The 15,895-nt window shown below is 59.2% G+C and carries 18 protein-coding genes; 7 read left to right on the top strand and 11 right to left on the bottom strand.

Annotated elements, in window-relative coordinates; all coding sequences use genetic code 11:
• The first annotated feature begins 99 nt into the window (after positions 1 to 99).
• From xseB to dxs, 3 genes are all read left to right on the top strand, one after another.
• Positions 100 to 375: an exodeoxyribonuclease VII small subunit gene (xseB, locus tag D781_RS04750; protein ID WP_015671176.1), complete on the top strand. Its 276-nt coding sequence runs from the start codon at positions 100 to 102 to the stop codon at positions 373 to 375.
• A gap of 6 nt (positions 376 to 381) precedes the next feature.
• Complete coding sequence (ispA, locus tag D781_RS04745; protein WP_015671175.1) at positions 382 to 1,284, top strand: (2E,6E)-farnesyl diphosphate synthase; 903 nt, start codon at positions 382 to 384, stop codon at positions 1,282 to 1,284.
• An 85-nt stretch (positions 1,285 to 1,369) separates the two neighbouring features.
• The gene (dxs, locus tag D781_RS04740; RefSeq protein WP_015671174.1) at positions 1,370 to 3,235 is read left to right on the top strand and encodes a 1-deoxy-D-xylulose-5-phosphate synthase; all 1,866 of its coding nucleotides are present in this window, start codon (positions 1,370 to 1,372) and stop codon (positions 3,233 to 3,235) included.
• A 185-nt stretch (positions 3,236 to 3,420) separates the two neighbouring features.
• Here dxs and pgpA read toward each other — a convergent pair whose 3' ends face one another.
• The 6 genes from pgpA to nrdR form a co-directional block, all read right to left on the bottom strand.
• Complete coding sequence (pgpA, locus tag D781_RS04735; RefSeq protein WP_161805778.1) at positions 3,421 to 3,978, bottom strand: phosphatidylglycerophosphatase A; 558 nt, start codon at positions 3,976 to 3,978, stop codon at positions 3,421 to 3,423.
• Positions 3,926 to 4,903, bottom strand: coding sequence for a thiamine-phosphate kinase (gene thiL, locus D781_RS04730; protein ID WP_015671172.1), 978 nt, complete (start codon positions 4,901 to 4,903; stop codon positions 3,926 to 3,928). Before thiL ends, pgpA begins: the two co-directional genes overlap by 53 nt.
• Positions 4,904 to 5,085: 182 nt before the next feature.
• The gene (nusB, locus tag D781_RS04725) at positions 5,086 to 5,502 is read right to left on the bottom strand and encodes a transcription antitermination factor NusB (RefSeq protein WP_015671171.1); all 417 of its coding nucleotides are present in this window, start codon (positions 5,500 to 5,502) and stop codon (positions 5,086 to 5,088) included.
• Between the two features lie 20 nt (positions 5,503 to 5,522).
• Positions 5,523 to 5,993: a 6,7-dimethyl-8-ribityllumazine synthase gene (gene ribE / locus D781_RS04720; protein WP_015671170.1), complete on the bottom strand. Its 471-nt coding sequence runs from the start codon at positions 5,991 to 5,993 to the stop codon at positions 5,523 to 5,525.
• A 96-nt stretch (positions 5,994 to 6,089) separates the two neighbouring features.
• The gene (gene ribD, locus D781_RS04715; RefSeq protein ID WP_015671169.1) at positions 6,090 to 7,202 is read right to left on the bottom strand and encodes a bifunctional diaminohydroxyphosphoribosylaminopyrimidine deaminase/5-amino-6-(5-phosphoribosylamino)uracil reductase RibD; all 1,113 of its coding nucleotides are present in this window, start codon (positions 7,200 to 7,202) and stop codon (positions 6,090 to 6,092) included.
• A gap of 11 nt (positions 7,203 to 7,213) precedes the next feature.
• Positions 7,214 to 7,663 carry a transcriptional regulator NrdR gene (nrdR, locus tag D781_RS04710; RefSeq protein WP_015671168.1) on the bottom strand — a complete coding sequence of 150 codons (450 nt, stop codon included), beginning with the start codon at positions 7,661 to 7,663 and terminating at the stop codon, positions 7,214 to 7,216.
• 197 nt (positions 7,664 to 7,860) lie between these two features.
• Between nrdR and D781_RS04705 the strand changes: the two genes are divergently transcribed.
• Positions 7,861 to 8,406 carry a DUF3251 domain-containing protein gene (locus tag D781_RS04705; protein ID WP_015671167.1) on the top strand — a complete coding sequence of 182 codons (546 nt, stop codon included), beginning with the start codon at positions 7,861 to 7,863 and terminating at the stop codon, positions 8,404 to 8,406.
• 80 nt (positions 8,407 to 8,486) lie between these two features.
• Here the strand turns inward: D781_RS04705 and secF are convergent, their stop codons facing one another.
• The 4 genes from secF to tgt are packed head-to-tail and all read right to left on the bottom strand — an operon-like array spanning position 8,487 to position 12,823.
• Entirely contained in the window at positions 8,487 to 9,455 is a 969-nt protein-coding gene (gene secF / locus D781_RS04700; RefSeq protein WP_015671166.1) for a protein translocase subunit SecF, read from the bottom strand.
• 10 nt (positions 9,456 to 9,465) lie between these two features.
• Complete coding sequence (gene secD / locus D781_RS04695; protein ID WP_071823818.1) at positions 9,466 to 11,313, bottom strand: protein translocase subunit SecD; 1,848 nt, start codon at positions 11,311 to 11,313, stop codon at positions 9,466 to 9,468.
• A gap of 24 nt (positions 11,314 to 11,337) precedes the next feature.
• Complete coding sequence (gene yajC, locus D781_RS04690) at positions 11,338 to 11,670, bottom strand: preprotein translocase subunit YajC (RefSeq protein WP_015671164.1); 333 nt, start codon at positions 11,668 to 11,670, stop codon at positions 11,338 to 11,340.
• A 28-nt stretch (positions 11,671 to 11,698) separates the two neighbouring features.
• Positions 11,699 to 12,823 (bottom strand): tRNA guanosine(34) transglycosylase Tgt, encoded by a 1,125-nt coding sequence (gene tgt / locus D781_RS04685; RefSeq protein ID WP_015671163.1) that lies wholly within the window; start codon positions 12,821 to 12,823, stop codon positions 11,699 to 11,701.
• 228 nt (positions 12,824 to 13,051) lie between these two features.
• Between tgt and D781_RS04680 the strand changes: the two genes are divergently transcribed.
• Complete coding sequence (locus tag D781_RS04680; protein WP_015671162.1) at positions 13,052 to 13,510, top strand: STM2901 family protein; 459 nt, start codon at positions 13,052 to 13,054, stop codon at positions 13,508 to 13,510.
• Positions 13,504 to 13,797 carry a DUF1493 family protein gene (locus tag D781_RS04675; RefSeq protein WP_015671161.1) on the top strand — a complete coding sequence of 98 codons (294 nt, stop codon included), beginning with the start codon at positions 13,504 to 13,506 and terminating at the stop codon, positions 13,795 to 13,797. The genes D781_RS04680 and D781_RS04675 overlap by 7 nt, the downstream gene beginning before the upstream one ends.
• Before the next feature lie 89 nt (positions 13,798 to 13,886).
• On the opposite strand, the gene queA is transcribed toward D781_RS04675, so the two are convergent.
• Positions 13,887 to 14,957: a tRNA preQ1(34) S-adenosylmethionine ribosyltransferase-isomerase QueA gene (queA, locus tag D781_RS04670; RefSeq protein WP_041412005.1), complete on the bottom strand. Its 1,071-nt coding sequence runs from the start codon at positions 14,955 to 14,957 to the stop codon at positions 13,887 to 13,889.
• 146 nt (positions 14,958 to 15,103) lie between these two features.
• Between queA and D781_RS04665 the strand changes: the two genes are divergently transcribed.
• Positions 15,104 to 15,685 (top strand): ACP phosphodiesterase, encoded by a 582-nt coding sequence (locus D781_RS04665; protein ID WP_041411721.1) that lies wholly within the window; start codon positions 15,104 to 15,106, stop codon positions 15,683 to 15,685.
• Positions 15,686 to 15,895: the final 210 nt, after the last annotated feature.

Here is a 15,895-nt window from a genome sequence, read left to right as displayed (position 1 = left end):
TGCGCACAAAACCACACGAGCACGCCATGATTTGCTAATCAAGATCCGCTAGGATAGGCTCTGGCCCCTCGGTTCACCTGATGACGTAACAAGAAAATTATGCCGAAAAAACCCGCACAATCAGACAGTACAGAGCAAAACGTTAGTTTTGAACACTCCCTGACCGAACTGGAAAGTATTGTGACACGCCTGGAAGCGGGCGAACTGCCGCTGGAAGAGGCGCTCAGCGAATTTGAGCGCGGCGTACAGCTGGCACGTCAGGGGCAGCAAAAACTGCAGCAGGCGGAACAGCGCGTACAAATTCTGCTGAACGACGGCAACGACGGCAACGACGACGATGCCGCCCTCACGCCTTTTACCCCGAACGCCGAGTAATGATTGATGTCTGACTTCAACAGCCAGCTACAGAGCTATCGTCAGCGTGCCGATCGCGCACTGCTGGACTTTATCGCCCCGCTGCCGTTTAACGACGGCCAGCTGGTGGAAGCCATGCGCTACGGCGCCCTGCTGGGCGGCAAACGCCTGCGTCCGTTCCTGGTGTACGCCACCGGCGAAATGTTCGGCGTACCGCCGGGCAACCTGGATGCGCCGGCGGCGGCGGTGGAATGCATCCACGCCTATTCCCTGATTCATGACGATCTGCCGGCGATGGACGACGACGATCTGCGTCGCGGCCAGCCAACCTGCCACATCAAATTCGGCGAAGCCAACGCCATTCTGGCCGGCGATGCGCTGCAGACGCTGGCCTTCTCTATTCTGGCCGACGCCGAGATGCCGGACGTCGCGGTGCGCGACCGCCTGGCGATGGTATCGGAACTGGCGACCGCCAGCGGCGTGGCCGGCATGTGCGGCGGTCAGGCTTTGGATTTGGCTGCAGAGGAGCGTCAGATTAATCTGGAAGAACTGGAGCAAATTCATCGCCACAAAACCGGCGCGCTGATCCGCTCAGCCGTGCGTCTGGGCGCGCTGGCGGCGGGCGAAACGGGGCACGCGGCGCTGCACGAGCTGGATCGCTATGCCGAGGCCATCGGCCTGGCGTTTCAGGTTCAGGATGACATTCTCGACGTCATCGGCGAAACTGCCAAAATAGGAAAACGCCAAGGTGCCGATCAGCAACACGGAAAAAGCACCTATCCCGCGCTGCTGGGCCTGGACAATGCCAAAGCCAAAGCCTGGGATCTGTATCAGGAAGCCTTGAGCGCTCTGGATACGCTGACGGCGCAATCATACAACACCGCGTCATTGCGCGCGTTGGCCAGCTTTATTATTGAACGCGACAATTAACGTGTGACGTTATCGCCATGTGACGCCGCCGCGGCCCCGACGCCGTGGTCATTGCGCACTGGCATACCTCTGATATGAGTATCAAATGAGTCTTGATATAGCCAAATACCCGACGTTGGCGCTGGCGGAAACCCCCGAGGAACTCCGCTCGCTGCCAAAAGAAAGCCTGCCGAAGCTGTGTGATGAGCTGCGGCAATATCTGCTGGACAGCGTCAGCCGTTCAAGCGGCCACTTTGCTTCCGGGCTGGGTACCGTCGAACTGACGGTGGCATTGCACTATGTATACCACACGCCGTTCGACCACCTGGTGTGGGACGTCGGCCACCAGGCCTACCCGCATAAGATTCTGACCGGACGCCGCGATCGCATTTCGACCATTCGGCAAAAAAATGGCCTGCACCCTTTCCCGTGGCGCGATGAGAGTGAATACGACGTCTTGTCCGTCGGCCACTCCTCCACGTCCATCAGCGCCGGCCTCGGCATGGCGGTGGCGGCAGAGCGCGAAGGCAAAGGACGCCGCACCGTCTGCGTGATTGGCGACGGCGCCATCACCGCCGGCATGGCGTTTGAAGCCATGAACCACGCCGGCGATATCGATCCGGACATGCTGGTGATCCTGAACGACAACGAAATGTCGATTTCCGAGAACGTCGGCGCGCTGAATAACCATCTGGCACAGCTGCTGTCCGGCAAGCTCTACTCCACGCTGCGCGAAGGCGGCAAGAAGGTGCTGTCCGGCCTGCCGCCCATCAAAGAGCTGGTCAAACGCACCGAAGAACATCTCAAAGGGATGGTGGTACCAGGTACGCTGTTCGAAGAGCTGGGCTTCAACTATATCGGCCCGGTCGACGGGCACGACGTGCAGGCGCTGGCCACAACGCTGAAGAACATGCGCGACCTGAAAGGGCCGCAGCTGCTGCATATCATGACCAAAAAGGGGCGCGGCTATGCCCCGGCGGAAAAAGACCCGATCAGCTTCCACGCGGTGCCGAAATTCGATCCGGCCAGCGGCACGCTGCCGAAAAGCGCCGGCGGCCTGCCGACCTATTCCAAAATCTTCGGCGAATGGCTGTGCGAAACCGCCGCCCAAGACGACAAGCTGATGGCGGTAACCCCGGCGATGCGCGAAGGCTCCGGCATGGTGCAGTTCTCTCGTGACTATCCACAGCAATATTTTGACGTCGCCATCGCCGAACAGCACGCGGTGACCTTTGCCGCCGGCCTGGCGATCGGCGGTTACAAGCCGGTGGTGGCCATCTACTCCACCTTCCTGCAGCGCGCCTACGACCAGGTGATCCACGACGTGGCGATCCAGAAACTGCCGGTGCTGTTCGCCATCGACCGCGGTGGCATCGTCGGCGCCGACGGCCAGACGCACCAGGGCGCGTTCGATCTCTCCTTCCTGCGCTGTATCCCCAATATGGTGATCATGACGCCAAGCGATGAGAACGAGTGCCGCCAGATGCTGTACACCGGCTACCACTATCAGGACGGCCCGAGCGCGGTGCGCTATCCGCGCGGCAGCGGTACCGGCGCCGCCCAGGAACCGCTGGCCTCGCTGCCGATCGGTAAAGGCATCGTGCGTCGTGAAGGGGAAAAGGTCGCCATTCTCAACTTCGGCACCCTGATGCCGGAAGCGCAGCAGGCCGCCGAGGCGTTAAACGCCACGCTGGTCGATATGCGCTTCGTGAAGCCGCTGGATGAAGAGCTGGTACTGGAGATGGCCGCCAGCCATGAGCTGCTGGTCACGCTGGAAGAAAACGCCATTATGGGCGGCGCCGGCAGCGGAGTGAACGAACTGCTGATGGCGAAACGCCGTCTGGTGCCGGTATTGAACCTCGGCCTGCCGGACAGCTTTGTGCCGCAGGGCAGCCAGGAGGAGATCCGCAGCGATCTCGGCCTCGACGCCGCCGGTATTCAGCGCCAGATAGAAAGCTGGCTGGCTGAATAACGAACCAGGGCGCCGCAAGGCGCCCTTAGACTGCTGACAAGCCTGTTATTAGGGAGAGCGTGGCGATGGGGTCGTAGCGGCGTTAGCCGCCGGAGCGCCCCTCGTTACGCTAGGCCCGAGTATCTCGGGCTCCCAGACTACTTTGTCATCAACCTCAGGGCGCCGCAAGGCGCCCTTTTTTTATCTCAGAACAGGCCGACCGGCCAGTGGTGGCCGAGCAGGTAGACCATCCCCGCGGCGATCACACCGGCGACGATATCATCAATCATGATACCCATGCCGCCGTGCACATTGCGATCAAACCAACGGATCGGCCAGGGCTTCCACATATCCAGAATGCGGAACAGCACGAAGCCGATAGCGACCCAGCGCCAGTCATTGACCGGCAACGCCATCAGCGTGATCCACATACCGACAAACTCATCCCAGACGATGCTGCCATGGTCGTGTACGCGCATGTCCTTCGCCGTCTGGTGGCACAGATAGACGCCGATACAGATACTGAACATCACAATCAGCGAATATAGCTGCCACGGCAGCTGTATCAGCAGCAGCCAGAACGGAATCGCCGCCAGCGATCCCATGGTGCCCGGCACCACCGGCGACAGCCCGCTGCCGAAGCCGGTCGCCAACAGGTGCCAGGGGTTGCTCATGCGCAACCGGCGTTTTGCTTCATCCACGCGGATTTCCCTATTTGCTGCTGAAATGGTCGAAGCCCCGCCAAGGCAGCTCCACCGCTTCATGGTCACGGAAGAATTTGACGCCTTCCGCTTCCGGGCCAATCTGACCGATGCAGGTGTAGTCGGCGCCCAAATGGCTCAGCGCCACGTCCAGCGCGCCGCGGTTAATCTCCGGCACCGTAAAGCACAGCTCGTAATCTTCACCGCCGGTGAGCGCCCAGCGCAGCGCCTGCTCGCCGTCGGTAGACGCGGTTAACGCCTGCGACAGCGGCAGCTCGTCCAGATCGATACGCGCGCCGCACTGGCTGGCGGTTAACAAATGCTGTAAATCAGAGATTAAACCATCGGAAATATCGATCGCTGCGCTGGCCAGATCGCGCAGCGCCTGCCCCTGCAGCACCCGCGGCTGCGGACGCAGATGACGGGCCAGCAGATAATCGCGCGCCGCCGCATCGTCCACCGTCAGGCGCTGTTGCAGCAACGCCAGCCCGGCCGCGCTGTCGCCCAGCGTGCCGGTGACGTAAATCCAGTCGCCGATGCGCGCGCCGCCGCGGCGTAAAGCCCGCCCTGCCGGCACCAGGCCGTTGATAGTCAGGGTCATGCTGAGCGGCCCGCGCGTGGTATCGCCGCCGATCAGCTGCATGCCGTAGTAATTCAGCTGCTCAAACAGCGCATCGCTGAAGGCCTTCAGCCAGGTTTCATCCACCTCCGGCAGCGTCAGGGCCAGCGACAGCCAGGCCGGATCCGCGCCCATGGCGGCCAGATCGCTCAAATTTACCGCCAGGGCTTTGTAGCCGAGATCGCCCGGATCGATATCCGGCAGGAAGTGAACCCCGGCAACCAGGGTATCGGTGCTGATGGCTAAAAGCTGTTTTTCTGCCACTGTCAGGAGTGCGCAGTCATCTCCAATGCCCAACTGTACGTCCCGGCGTAAACTCTTGAACCGGTCAAAATAGCGGGCAATAAGGTCAAATTCGCCGCATGCCATGGTAAATATTCCAATAAAGAATCGCTGTGCTGACAAGCCGGTCCGCGGCAATATGCCCAGCGGCCATGGCCTGCAGCCCGTGGTTAGCAAATGATTTTTACGGGCGTGAAGTGAGCCCTAACGTGCAACGACAGTGTTGAACAAACGCCGAAATAAAATGGGCCGCAGAGCGGCCACATCATTTATTTTTTCTTGCGGATATGAGGCGCCGCTTTATCCAGCACGCCGTTCACAAATTTGTGACTATCTTCGGCGCCGAACACTTTCGCCAGTTCGATCGCTTCGTTAATCGCCACTTTGTAAGGGACATCTTCACGCATTTTCAGCTCAAACAGCGCCACGCGCAGAATGGCTTTTTCCACCTGGCCCAGATCTTCCAGCTGGCGGGACAGGTAAGGCGTCATCAGGGCGTCCAGCGTACCCGCATTCATCGCCACGCCGGACAGCAGCTCGCGAAAATAGGCGACGTCAACGTCTTTGACGTCCTGCTCCGTCAGGAACTGTAATTCAACATCGGCAACGTCATTTTTAGACAACTGCCAAGAGTAAAGCGCTTGAACAGCGCACTCACGAGCGCGGCGACGAGCAGCAGGTTTCACGGAATTCCCCTTAACTAAATTCAGGCTTTAACAGCTTTAATAACATTAATCATTTCAAGTGCGGTCAGGGCAGCTTCTGCGCCTTTGTTGCCCGCTTTGGTGCCGGCACGCTCGATCGCCTGTTCGATGCTTTCGGTAGTCAATACGCCGAAAGTCACTGGGATCTCGCTGCTCAGCGCCACGCTGCCCACGCCGGAGCTGGCTTCGCCCGCCACATATTCAAAGTGTGCGGTGCCCCCGCGGATCACGGTGCCCAGTGCGATAATGGCATCGTATTTGCCGGTGTTGGCCAGCACTTTTGCGGTCAGCGGCAGCTCGTAAGCGCCCGGCACCCAGACAACGGTGATATTGTCGTCTGCAACCTGGCCAATACGTTTCAGCGCGTCGATGGCGCCTTCCAGCAGGCTGTCGTTGATGAAATTGTTAAAACGTGCAATTGCGATCGCCACACGAGCATTAGGAGTAGCAACAACACCTTCGATAACTTTCATGGACTTTCCTTAAAAATGGGTTCAATACCCCGCAGGGGGGCGGATTCTATCATATTCTTTGACCGCCTGCGCGGCGCTTTTTGCAAAGCCGTCAGGCTACCACTGTTTCGCCGTCAGGCGCAGCCGCAAATCGGGCCCCACCTGCCGCACCTCGCTGAAGACGAACTCCGGCGCCTCCGCCAGCCGTTCCAGACCCGGCAGTTGGCACAGCCCGCGGGCGCTATCGCCGAGCAGCTTCGGCGCCACGTAGAAAATCAGCTCATCCACCAGCCCGGCCTGCAGCAACGCGCCGGACAGCTGTGCGCCAGCCTCGACCCAGATTGAATTCACCTGGCGCTTGGCCAGCTGCATCATCATCACCACCAGATCGATACCGCCGCCGTGCGCCGGCAGCGCCAGCTGCTCCACGCCCGCCGGCCACGCCTGCTGGTCCGGCTGCAGCCGCGCCAGCCAGGTTTCGCCCGGCTGCTGCACCACCCGGTGCTGCGGCGTGACGCGGTTTTGACTATCGAGAATAATGCGCAACGGCTGGCGCAAGTGTTCACGCGGGTAGAAACGCTGCGTGTCGGCGTCCAACTCATCCCAGCGCACGGTCAGCGACGGGTCGTCCGCCAGTACGGTGGCGCTGCTGCTGAGGATCGCCGCGCTTTCCGCCCGCAGACGCTGCACGTCGCGGCGCGCCTGCGGCGAAGTAATCCACTGGCTTTCGCCCGATGCCATCGCGGTGCGTCCGTCGAGCGACGCCCCCAGCTTCAGCTGCACATAGGGAAAACCGGTGCGCATCCGCTTGAGAAAACCGCGGTTAACCGCTTCGGCCTCCGCCAGCATCAGGCCATGGCTGACCTCGATGCCCGCCTGCTGCAGACGGTACAGGCCGCGCCCCGCCACCTGCGGATTCGGATCCTGCATCGCCGCAACCACGCGGCTGACGCCGGCGTTGATCAACGCATCGGCGCACGGCGGCGTACGACCGTGGTGGCTGCAGGGCTCCAGCGTGACGTAGGCGGTCGCACCGCGCGCCAGCTCGCCCGCCATGCGCAGCGCATGCACTTCCGCATGCGGTTCACCCGCACGTAAATGGTAGCCTTCACCGACGATCTTGCCATCGCGTACGATCACACAACCGACGTTGGGGTTCGGCGCCGTGGTAAAACGGCCCAGGCGCGCCAGCTCAAACGCGCGCGCCATATACAGTTGATCGTTAGGCATCAGCAATCCTGTCAGTCTTGCAGTTTGGCGATCTCTTCGCCGAACTCGCGGATATCTTCAAAGCTGCGGTATACCGAGGCAAAGCGGATATACGCGACCTTGTCGAGCTTTTTCAGCGCGTCCATCACCAGATTGCCCACCATTTTGGTCGGCACTTCACGCTCGCCGGTGGCGCGCAGCTGGGATTTGATATGGTTGATGGAATTTTCGACGTCATCGGAGCTGACCGGGCGTTTTTCCAACGCCTTCAGCATGCCGCGACGCAGCTTGTCTTCATTGAAGGGCTCGCGGACTTCATCGCTTTTAATCACCCGTGGCATGACCAGCTCGGCCACTTCAAAGGTGGTAAAACGTTCGTTGCAAACCAGGCACTGGCGACGACGGCGCACCTGCGATCCATCGCCGACCAGACGGGAATCTATCACTTTGGTATCAACAGCAGCGCAAAAAGGGCAATGCATAACACGTCCTGATAAGCGTTCTCATAATGGGCCACAGTTTACCCCGAACTTTCGCCATAACAAAGGGCGCCGGGCATTTGTTGCCACGTACGGGCAAAACGTGCTTCATCCGCCGCCTCTGCCCGGTGGTAAACATGACTTTCCGCCGTATTCCGACTACGCTGATAACAGGAGCCATTGAAGAGGGAATAGCCGCCATGACAATCAGTTATCCTAAAGTCTGCCTGCTTACCGCCCTGATTCTGCTCGCCGGCTGCGCGCAAAACCGCGAGGTGCCGAACCTGCGCACCCAGGTCGGTGAGCTGAGCCAAAAAGTCACCACGCTGACCGAACAGGCCACCGCGCTGGAACGCCAGAAACAGCTGAATCAGGGATCGACCAGCGGTGTCTATCTGCTGCCCGCCGCCAACACGCCGGCCCGCCTGCAGAGCACCGTTGGCGAACTCAGCGTCACGCTGGATCGGGTAAAAAGTGAAGCCAACGGCTCGCAGGCGGTGCTGCATATCCGCGCGCTGTCCGGCGAAACGCTGCCCGCGTTTAAGGCGATGGTGGAGTGGGGACGGTTGGATGACAACGGCCAGCTGCAAAACGCCGACGCTCTGTCCCAACCCATTCAAAACAACGACTCGCTGCTGCCGAGAACGGCGCAAAGTTTCGAGCTGCGCTTTAGCGACGTGACTCCGGAACAGCTGGGCTATGTCCGCCTGCATAGCGTTGAGCCGCTCGCCGCCGCAAGCCGCTGACCCGGCGCGGCCCCGCCCACGGACACGCATAAAAAAGAGCGCCAATCGGCGCTCTTTTATTCCGCTGAACGTACAGCAGATTACGGCAGGATAGAAGGCTGGTCGGCGCCCTCTTTCTCCACTTTCTGCTGCAGCATGTGCTCGCGTTTCATCCCCAGTTTCAACGCCAGCGCAGAGGCGACGTAGATAGAGGAAATGGTACCGATGGAGACACCGATCAGCATCGCCAGCGAGAAGCCGTGCAGCATCGCGCCGCCGAAGATGTACAGCATCAGCACCACCACCAGCGTGGTGCCCGAGGTCATCAGCGTACGGCTCAGCGTCTGGGTCAGCGACACGTTGACGATTTCGTAAGGCGTACCGCGGCGGATCTTGCGGAAATTCTCACGAATACGGTCGGAAACCACGATGCTGTCGTTCAGCGAGTAACCGATAACCGACATCAGGGAAGCGATGATGGTCAGGTCAATCTCGATATGGAACAACGACAGTATGCCGAGGGTGATCACCACGTCGTGCGCCAGCGCGATCACCGCGCCGGCCGCCAGGCGCCACTCAAAGCGGAAGCCGACGTAGATCAGAATCGAGATCAGCGCCACCAGCAGCGCCATGCCGCCGGTCTGCGCCAGTTCGCTGCCCACACTCGGGCCGACGAACTCGATGCGCTTCACGGTCGCATTCTTATCCACCGATTCGTTGATCACGCCGATCACTTTGTTGCCCAGCTCCTGGCCCGCATTGCCGGTAACCGGCGGCATGCGCACCATCACATCGCGGCTGCTGCCGAAGTTCTGGATAACCGGGTCCTGGAACCCGGCCTTTTCCAGCGTATCGCGCATCAGGTCAAGGTTCGCCGGCTGCTCCAGGTTGATTTCAATCACCGTACCGCCGGTGAAATCCAGTCCCCAGTTAAAGCCGCGCACCGACATAATGGCGATCGAGGCGATCAGCACCACAATCGAGATGCCGAAAGCCAGATAGTCCCAGCGCATAAAGTCATAGACTTTACGGCCGTAGTTGAGTTGCTCAACGGTATAATCCTGTGCCACAACGCACTCCTCAGATAGACAGCTTGTTAATGCGTTTGCCGCCGTAAAGCAGGTTGACGATGGCACGGGTACCGACAATCGCGGTAAACATGGACGTCGCCACGCCGATCGCGGTGGTAATCGCAAAGCCTTTAATCGAACCGGTGCCCACTGCGTACAGAATAATCGCGGTGATCAGCGTGGTGATGTTGGCGTCGATAATACTGGAGAACGCGCCCTTATAGCCTTCATGGATCGCCTGCTGAACGGAACGTCCGTTCTTCAGCTCTTCCTTGATACGTTCGTTAATCAGTACGTTGGCGTCAACCGCCACCGCCAGCGTCAGCACGATACCGGCGATGCCCGGCATGGTCAGCGTAGCGCCCGGCAGCAGCGACATCACGCCGACAATCAGCACCAGGTTGACCACCAGCGCGCTGGTGGCGATCACGCCGAATTTACGGTACCACACCACCATAAACACGATGGACGCGACCAGGCCCCACAGGCAGGCTTCCAGACCCTGTTCGATGTTCTGCATCCCCAGGGTTGGGCCGATGGTGCGCTCTTCCACGATCTGGATCGGCGCAATCAACGCGCCGGCACGCAGCAGCAGCGACAGCTGACGCGCTTCGTTCGGGTTGCCGATACCGGTAATGCGGAAGCTGTTGCCCAGACGCGACTGAATGTTCGCCACGTTGATCACTTCTTCCTGCTTCACCAGCACCGCGCGGCCGTTGGCGTCTTTCTTGCCGCTGTCCTTATACTCCACAAACAGGGTGGCCATCGGCTTGCCGATGTTGTCCTTGGTGAAGTTGGACATCGAGTTGCCGCCAGCGCTGTCCAGCGAGATGTTAACCTGCGGCTGGTTGTACTCGTCCATGGTCGACGTGGAGTCGGTGATATGGTCGCCGGTCAGAATCACGCGCTTGTACAGCACGATCGGCTGGCCTTCACGGGTGTTCTTCACTTCCGAGTCGCCCGGCACGCGGCCGTTGGCCGCCGCGGTGGCGTCAACGTTGGTGTTGACCAGACGGAATTCCAGCGTCGCGGTAGCGCCCAGAATCTCTTTGGCGCGCGCGGTATCCTGGATGCCCGGCAGCTCAACCACGATGCGGTCAGCGCCCTGACGCTGCACCAGCGGCTCGGCGACGCCCAGTTGGTTGACGCGGTTACGCAGGATGGTGATGTTCTGCTGCACGGCGTATTCGCGCGCTTCGCTCAGACGCGCATCGGTCAGGGTGACCTTCATGGCGTTGCTGCCGTTCGAGGAGAACACGTAGTCGCGCTGACGCGGCGTCATGTAGCTGATCGCCCGATCGCGCGCGTCCTTGTCGCGGAAGCGCACTTCAACGCCGTTGTTGTCCAGCTTGCGGATAGACGCGTAAGGAATGCCCTTCTCGCGCAGGTCGCTGCGCAGGGTGTCGATGGTCTGCTCCTGCAGCTTGCTGAGCGCGGTGTCCATGTCAACTTCCATCAGGAAGTGCACGCCACCGCGCAAATCAAGGCCCAGTTTCATCGGCTCGGCGCCCAGCATGGACAGCCAGCGCGGCGTCGCCGGCGCGAGGTTCAGCGCCACGACGTACTTGTCGCCCAGCGCCGACATCAACGCTTCACGCGCCCGCAGCTGAACGTCAGGATCTTTAAAGCGAGCCAGGATGGCGCCTTCTTCCAGCGCGATCGACTTGCTCGCGATATGGTCTTTTTCTAATACGGTACGGACCTGGTCCAGCGTAGTTTCACTGGCGGCGACACCGCGCGCGCCAGTGATTTGTACGGCCGGATCCTCACCATAGATGTTGGGAAGCGCATAAAGCAGACCGACGGCGATCACCACGATCAGCATCAGATACTTCCACAAAGGATAACGGTTTAGCACGGCAATTCCCTTCGGGAAAAAAAATTACAGGGCCTTCATGGTACCTTTCGGCAGAACGGCCGCCACGAAGTCACGCTTGATCATCACTTCCGTGGTGTCGTTCAGCGCAATAGCGATAATGCCGGTATCGGCCACTTTGGTAACGCGACCGATCAGGCCGCCGGTGGTCAGAACTTCATCACCCTTGCTGATGGAATCCATCAGTTTCTTATGCTCTTTGGCGCGCTTCTGCTGCGGGCGCAGGATCATGAAGTAGAAGATCAGGCCGAATACCACCAGCATAATGATCAGAGAGTACGGGCTTCCCTGAGCCGGAGCTCCTGCGGATGCGACGGCGTCAGAAATGAAAAAGCTCATTGAAATTCCCTCATTAAGTTATCAATTATTAAACATTTAAAGGCGGAACCGGTTTACCGATCCGACCGTAGAAGTCCGCAACAAACGCCTCTAATTTACCCTCTTCGATGGCCTGGCGTAAACCCGCCATCAGACGCTGGTAAAAGCGAAGGTTATGAATGGTATTCAAACGGGCACCGAGTATTTCGTTGCAACGGTCGAGATGATGCAAGTATGCGCGGCTGTAATTGCGACAGGTGTAACAATCACACTCGCTGTCCAGCGGAGAAGTATCATCCTTGTGCTTGGCATTACGGATTTTTACCACACCGTCAGTCACGAACAGATGCCCGTTACGCGCATTACGCGTCGGCATCACGCAGTCAAACATATCGATACCGCGACGCACGCCTTCCACCAGGTCTTCCGGCTTGCCGACGCCCATCAGGTAACGCGGCTTATCCGCCGGAATTTGCGGGCAAACGTGTTCGAGAATACGGTGCATGTCCTCTTTTGGCTCACCTACCGCCAAACCGCCCACAGCGTAACCATCAAAGCCGATCTCCACCAGCCCTTTTACTGAAACATCACGTAAATCTTCGTAAACACCGCCCTGAATGATGCCGAACAGCGCATTTTTATTGTTCAGTTTGTCGAAGCGCTGGCGGCTGCGCTGCGCCCAGCGCAGCGACATTTCCATCGAGCGCTTGGCATAGTCCCAGTCGGCCGGGTACGGCGTGCACTCGTCAAAAATCATCACGATGTCGGAACCCAGGTCATACTGGATTTCCATCGATTTTTCCGGGCTGAGGAACACTTTGTCGCCGTTGATCGGGTTACGGAAGTAAACGCCCTCTTCCTTGATTTTGCGCATCGCCCCCAGGCTGAACACCTGGAAACCGCCGGAGTCGGTGAGGATCGGGCCCGGCCACTGCATAAAATCATGCAGGTCGCCGTGCAGCTTCATGATCTCCTGCCCCGGGCGCAGCCACAGGTGGAAGGTGTTGCCCAGCAAAATCTGCGCGCCGGTCTCTTTCACTTCTTCCGGCGTCATGCCCTTCACGGTGCCGTAGGTGCCGACCGGCATAAAGGCCGGCGTTTCCACCACGCCGCGCTCAAAAATCAGCCGGCCGCGACGCGCGCGGCCGTCCGTCGTATCTAATTCGTACTTCACTTATCCTCCAGCATCAGAGAAACAGTCTGATGAGCTATAAAGGGGGCATATTCTAAACTAACAGCCAAAGCCGCACCACCAACCCGTCAATCAAATTGACCGCGGTCAGTTTTTGCAGCTGATTGTCAGCCCTTGGGCACGGCTGCGTCACGGCGAAGGTGTTCAAATATTGCCCCATTACTGATGATGGGATAGGGTACATCCCACGCCAATCAACAAGGAAAAGTGATGGATACGGTTGAAGAGTTACATGGGAGATATTTCTATGGCGGCTTGCATAATCTTTCCGCCAGCGAGCTTTATTTTTGGATCTTCATTGATGTGACTGCAGAACATTTTAGCGGCTCCAGCGCCGCTGCCCATGACCTGCTTGCCGCCTTTGCCATTTATTCAGGCAGAAACACCATACCGGTATCGGGCAAATTAGCAGACGCCAGGCCTGGCACGTCTAGAGCTTCTGTCTATTTTCGAAAGTTATTACGGGGGAAGAAACTCCCGGTGCCGCTTCCGACGCTCGTTGGCCCTCCAGGGCTGGAAGTGATCATGACCAAAAAGCTGGGCACCTTTGTCGGGCGCAGCGTCCCGGTTGTCGGATGGACAGTGGTTGCCGCCGACATCACCTATATCACATTGAAAACAACCGCCAGATACAACACGATAGCCCGCGGGAGCGATAGATTATGGTAACTGACGTTGAAAAAGCCGTGTTTGCTCTGGTTGAAGAATATAACGGCTTTTGGTTCTGGTTGCTCAAACGGTATCCGCTCACGAAAAGCACCGATCTCTGCAAAGATTTTCGCATGGCGCCCGAAGATGCCTATGAATTATTGGAGCGCTACGCTGAACAATTCAATATCGATCCAAAAGAGATTGCCTTTTCCAAATATTATCCGCAGAGCAGCCAGTCACAGCGGGAAGCGCTTACCATCGAGATGCTTATTGAATCCGCCAAGGCTGGACGCTGGTTGTACTAACGCCCATCCGTGCCACAGCAGCCCAAAAAAGCCGTCTGATGTCATCAATAATTGCAGTAGCGGGCCACGCACCCGCGCGGCCCGAACGCCTACTCGCCGACGGATTCTTGTTCCGCCTGCGGGTTACGGCTGATAAACATCGCATCGCCGTAGCTGAAGAAACGGTACTGCTCGGCCACCGCCTGCTGATAGGCGTGCATGGTGTGCTGATAGCCGGCAAACGCGGAAACCAGCATGATCAGCGTCGATTCCGGCAGGTGGAAATTGGTCACCAGCGCATCGATAACCTGATAGTGATAGCCCGGATAGATAAAGATGCTGGTGTCGTCGAAGAACGGCGCAATCAGCGCGTTCTTGCTGGCGGCGGCGGCGCTCTCCAGCGAGCGCACCGAGGTGGTACCCACGGCGACCACCCGCTTGCCGCGCGCCTTACAGGCCAGCACCGCATCCACCACCTCCTGCGGCACTTCGGCGTATTCGGCATGCATGATGTGGTCTTCAATGCTGTCCACCCGCACCGGCTGGAAGGTGCCGGCGCCGACGTGCAGGGTGACGAACGCCATCTCCACGCCCTTGTCGCGCAGCGCCGTCAGCAGCGGCTCATCGAAGTGCAGACCGGCGGTCGGCGCCGCTACCGCGCCCGGTTTCTCGCTGTAGACGGTCTGGTACAGTTCGCGGTCGGCGTCTTCGTCCGGCCGGTCGATATACGGCGGCAGCGGCATATGGCCGACATCATTCAAAATGGCGAACACGTCGCGCTCATCGTTGAAGCGCAGTTCGAACAGGGCGTCATGACGCGCCACCATGGTCGCGGCGATGCTTTCGTCATCACCCAGCAGCAGTTCGGCGCCCGGCTTCGGCGCTTTCGAGGCGCGCACGTGCGCCAGCACCCGGCTGTCGTCCAGTACGCGCTCCACCAGCACCTCAATCTTGCCGCCGCTGGCCTTGCGGCCGAAGATGCGCGCCGGAATCACCCGGGTGTTGTTAAACACCAGCAGGTCGCCGGCTTCCAATTTATCCAGCAGATCGGTGAATACGCCGTGCGTCAGTTCGCCGCTCGGCCCGTCCAACTGCAGCAGGCGGCAGCCGCTGCGCTGTGCTTGCGGGTAACGGGCAATCAAAGACTCGGGAAGTTCAAAGGAAAAATCGGCGACGCGCATGGTATTCACTTCAGCTAAAAAATAGGCGCTATAGTCTAAAGCCATGGGGGAAAGGCGGCAAGGAATAAGGCGAATTTCCCGCGTCCCGCCGCCGTCAGGGCACAGAACGGCGGATAACGATGGCGATTTTAAGGTATAGTGACCGGATGAATTTTCTTGCTCATCTCCATTTGGCCCAGTTGGCTGACAGCTCGCTGTTGGGCAACCTGCTGGCCGACTTTGTGCGCGGTAACCCGGCGGCGGACTATGCGCCCGAGGTGGCGGCAGGCATTATGCTGCACCGCCGCATCGACGCGCTGACGGACTCGCTGGCGCAGGTCAAACAGTGCCGCGACTACTTTGGCGCCGACTATCGCCGCGTGGCGCCCATCACGCTCGACGTGGTGTGGGACCACTTTCTGGCGCGCCACTGGCAGCAGATTGAACCGACGCGTTCGCTCAGCGATTTCACCCGCCAGGCGCGCGATCGGATTGTCCCCCATCTGGCGCAAACCCCCGAGCGCTTTCAGACCCTGAACCACTATCTCTGGTCGGAACGCTGGCTGGAGCGCTACGCCGAACTGCCGTTTATCGCCCAGGTGCTGCGCGGTATGGCCAACCGACGGCCGCGACTGGCGGCGCTGAGCGGCTCCTTTGCCGACGTGGAACGCCATTATCATCAGCTTGAAACACAGTTCTGGCAGTTTTATCCGCAGCTGATGGCGCAGGCGCGGGCCAAAAGCCTGTAACGGGGCCGGCAAGCGTGCGTGACAGCGCCGCCTGAGCATAATTTTATCGTTAACGCTTGCCCTTTTACGGGAAAAGGTTATTTTTAAGCTCTGCTGGATTAATTACTGATATCGATAGATAAAAACTATCTCATCGATTGGCGCTTTTGGCCTTTATTCGCCAACGCAAGACCCCTATACTGACCCAAGTTTTTGCCCGCGGTTTACCAC

It is taken from the genome of Serratia sp. FGI94 (genome assembly GCF_000330865.1).
GTDB classification, from domain to species: domain Bacteria; phylum Pseudomonadota; class Gammaproteobacteria; order Enterobacterales; family Enterobacteriaceae; genus Serratia_B; species Serratia_B rubidaea.
This window is presented reverse-complemented; position numbering and strand designations above follow the sequence as displayed.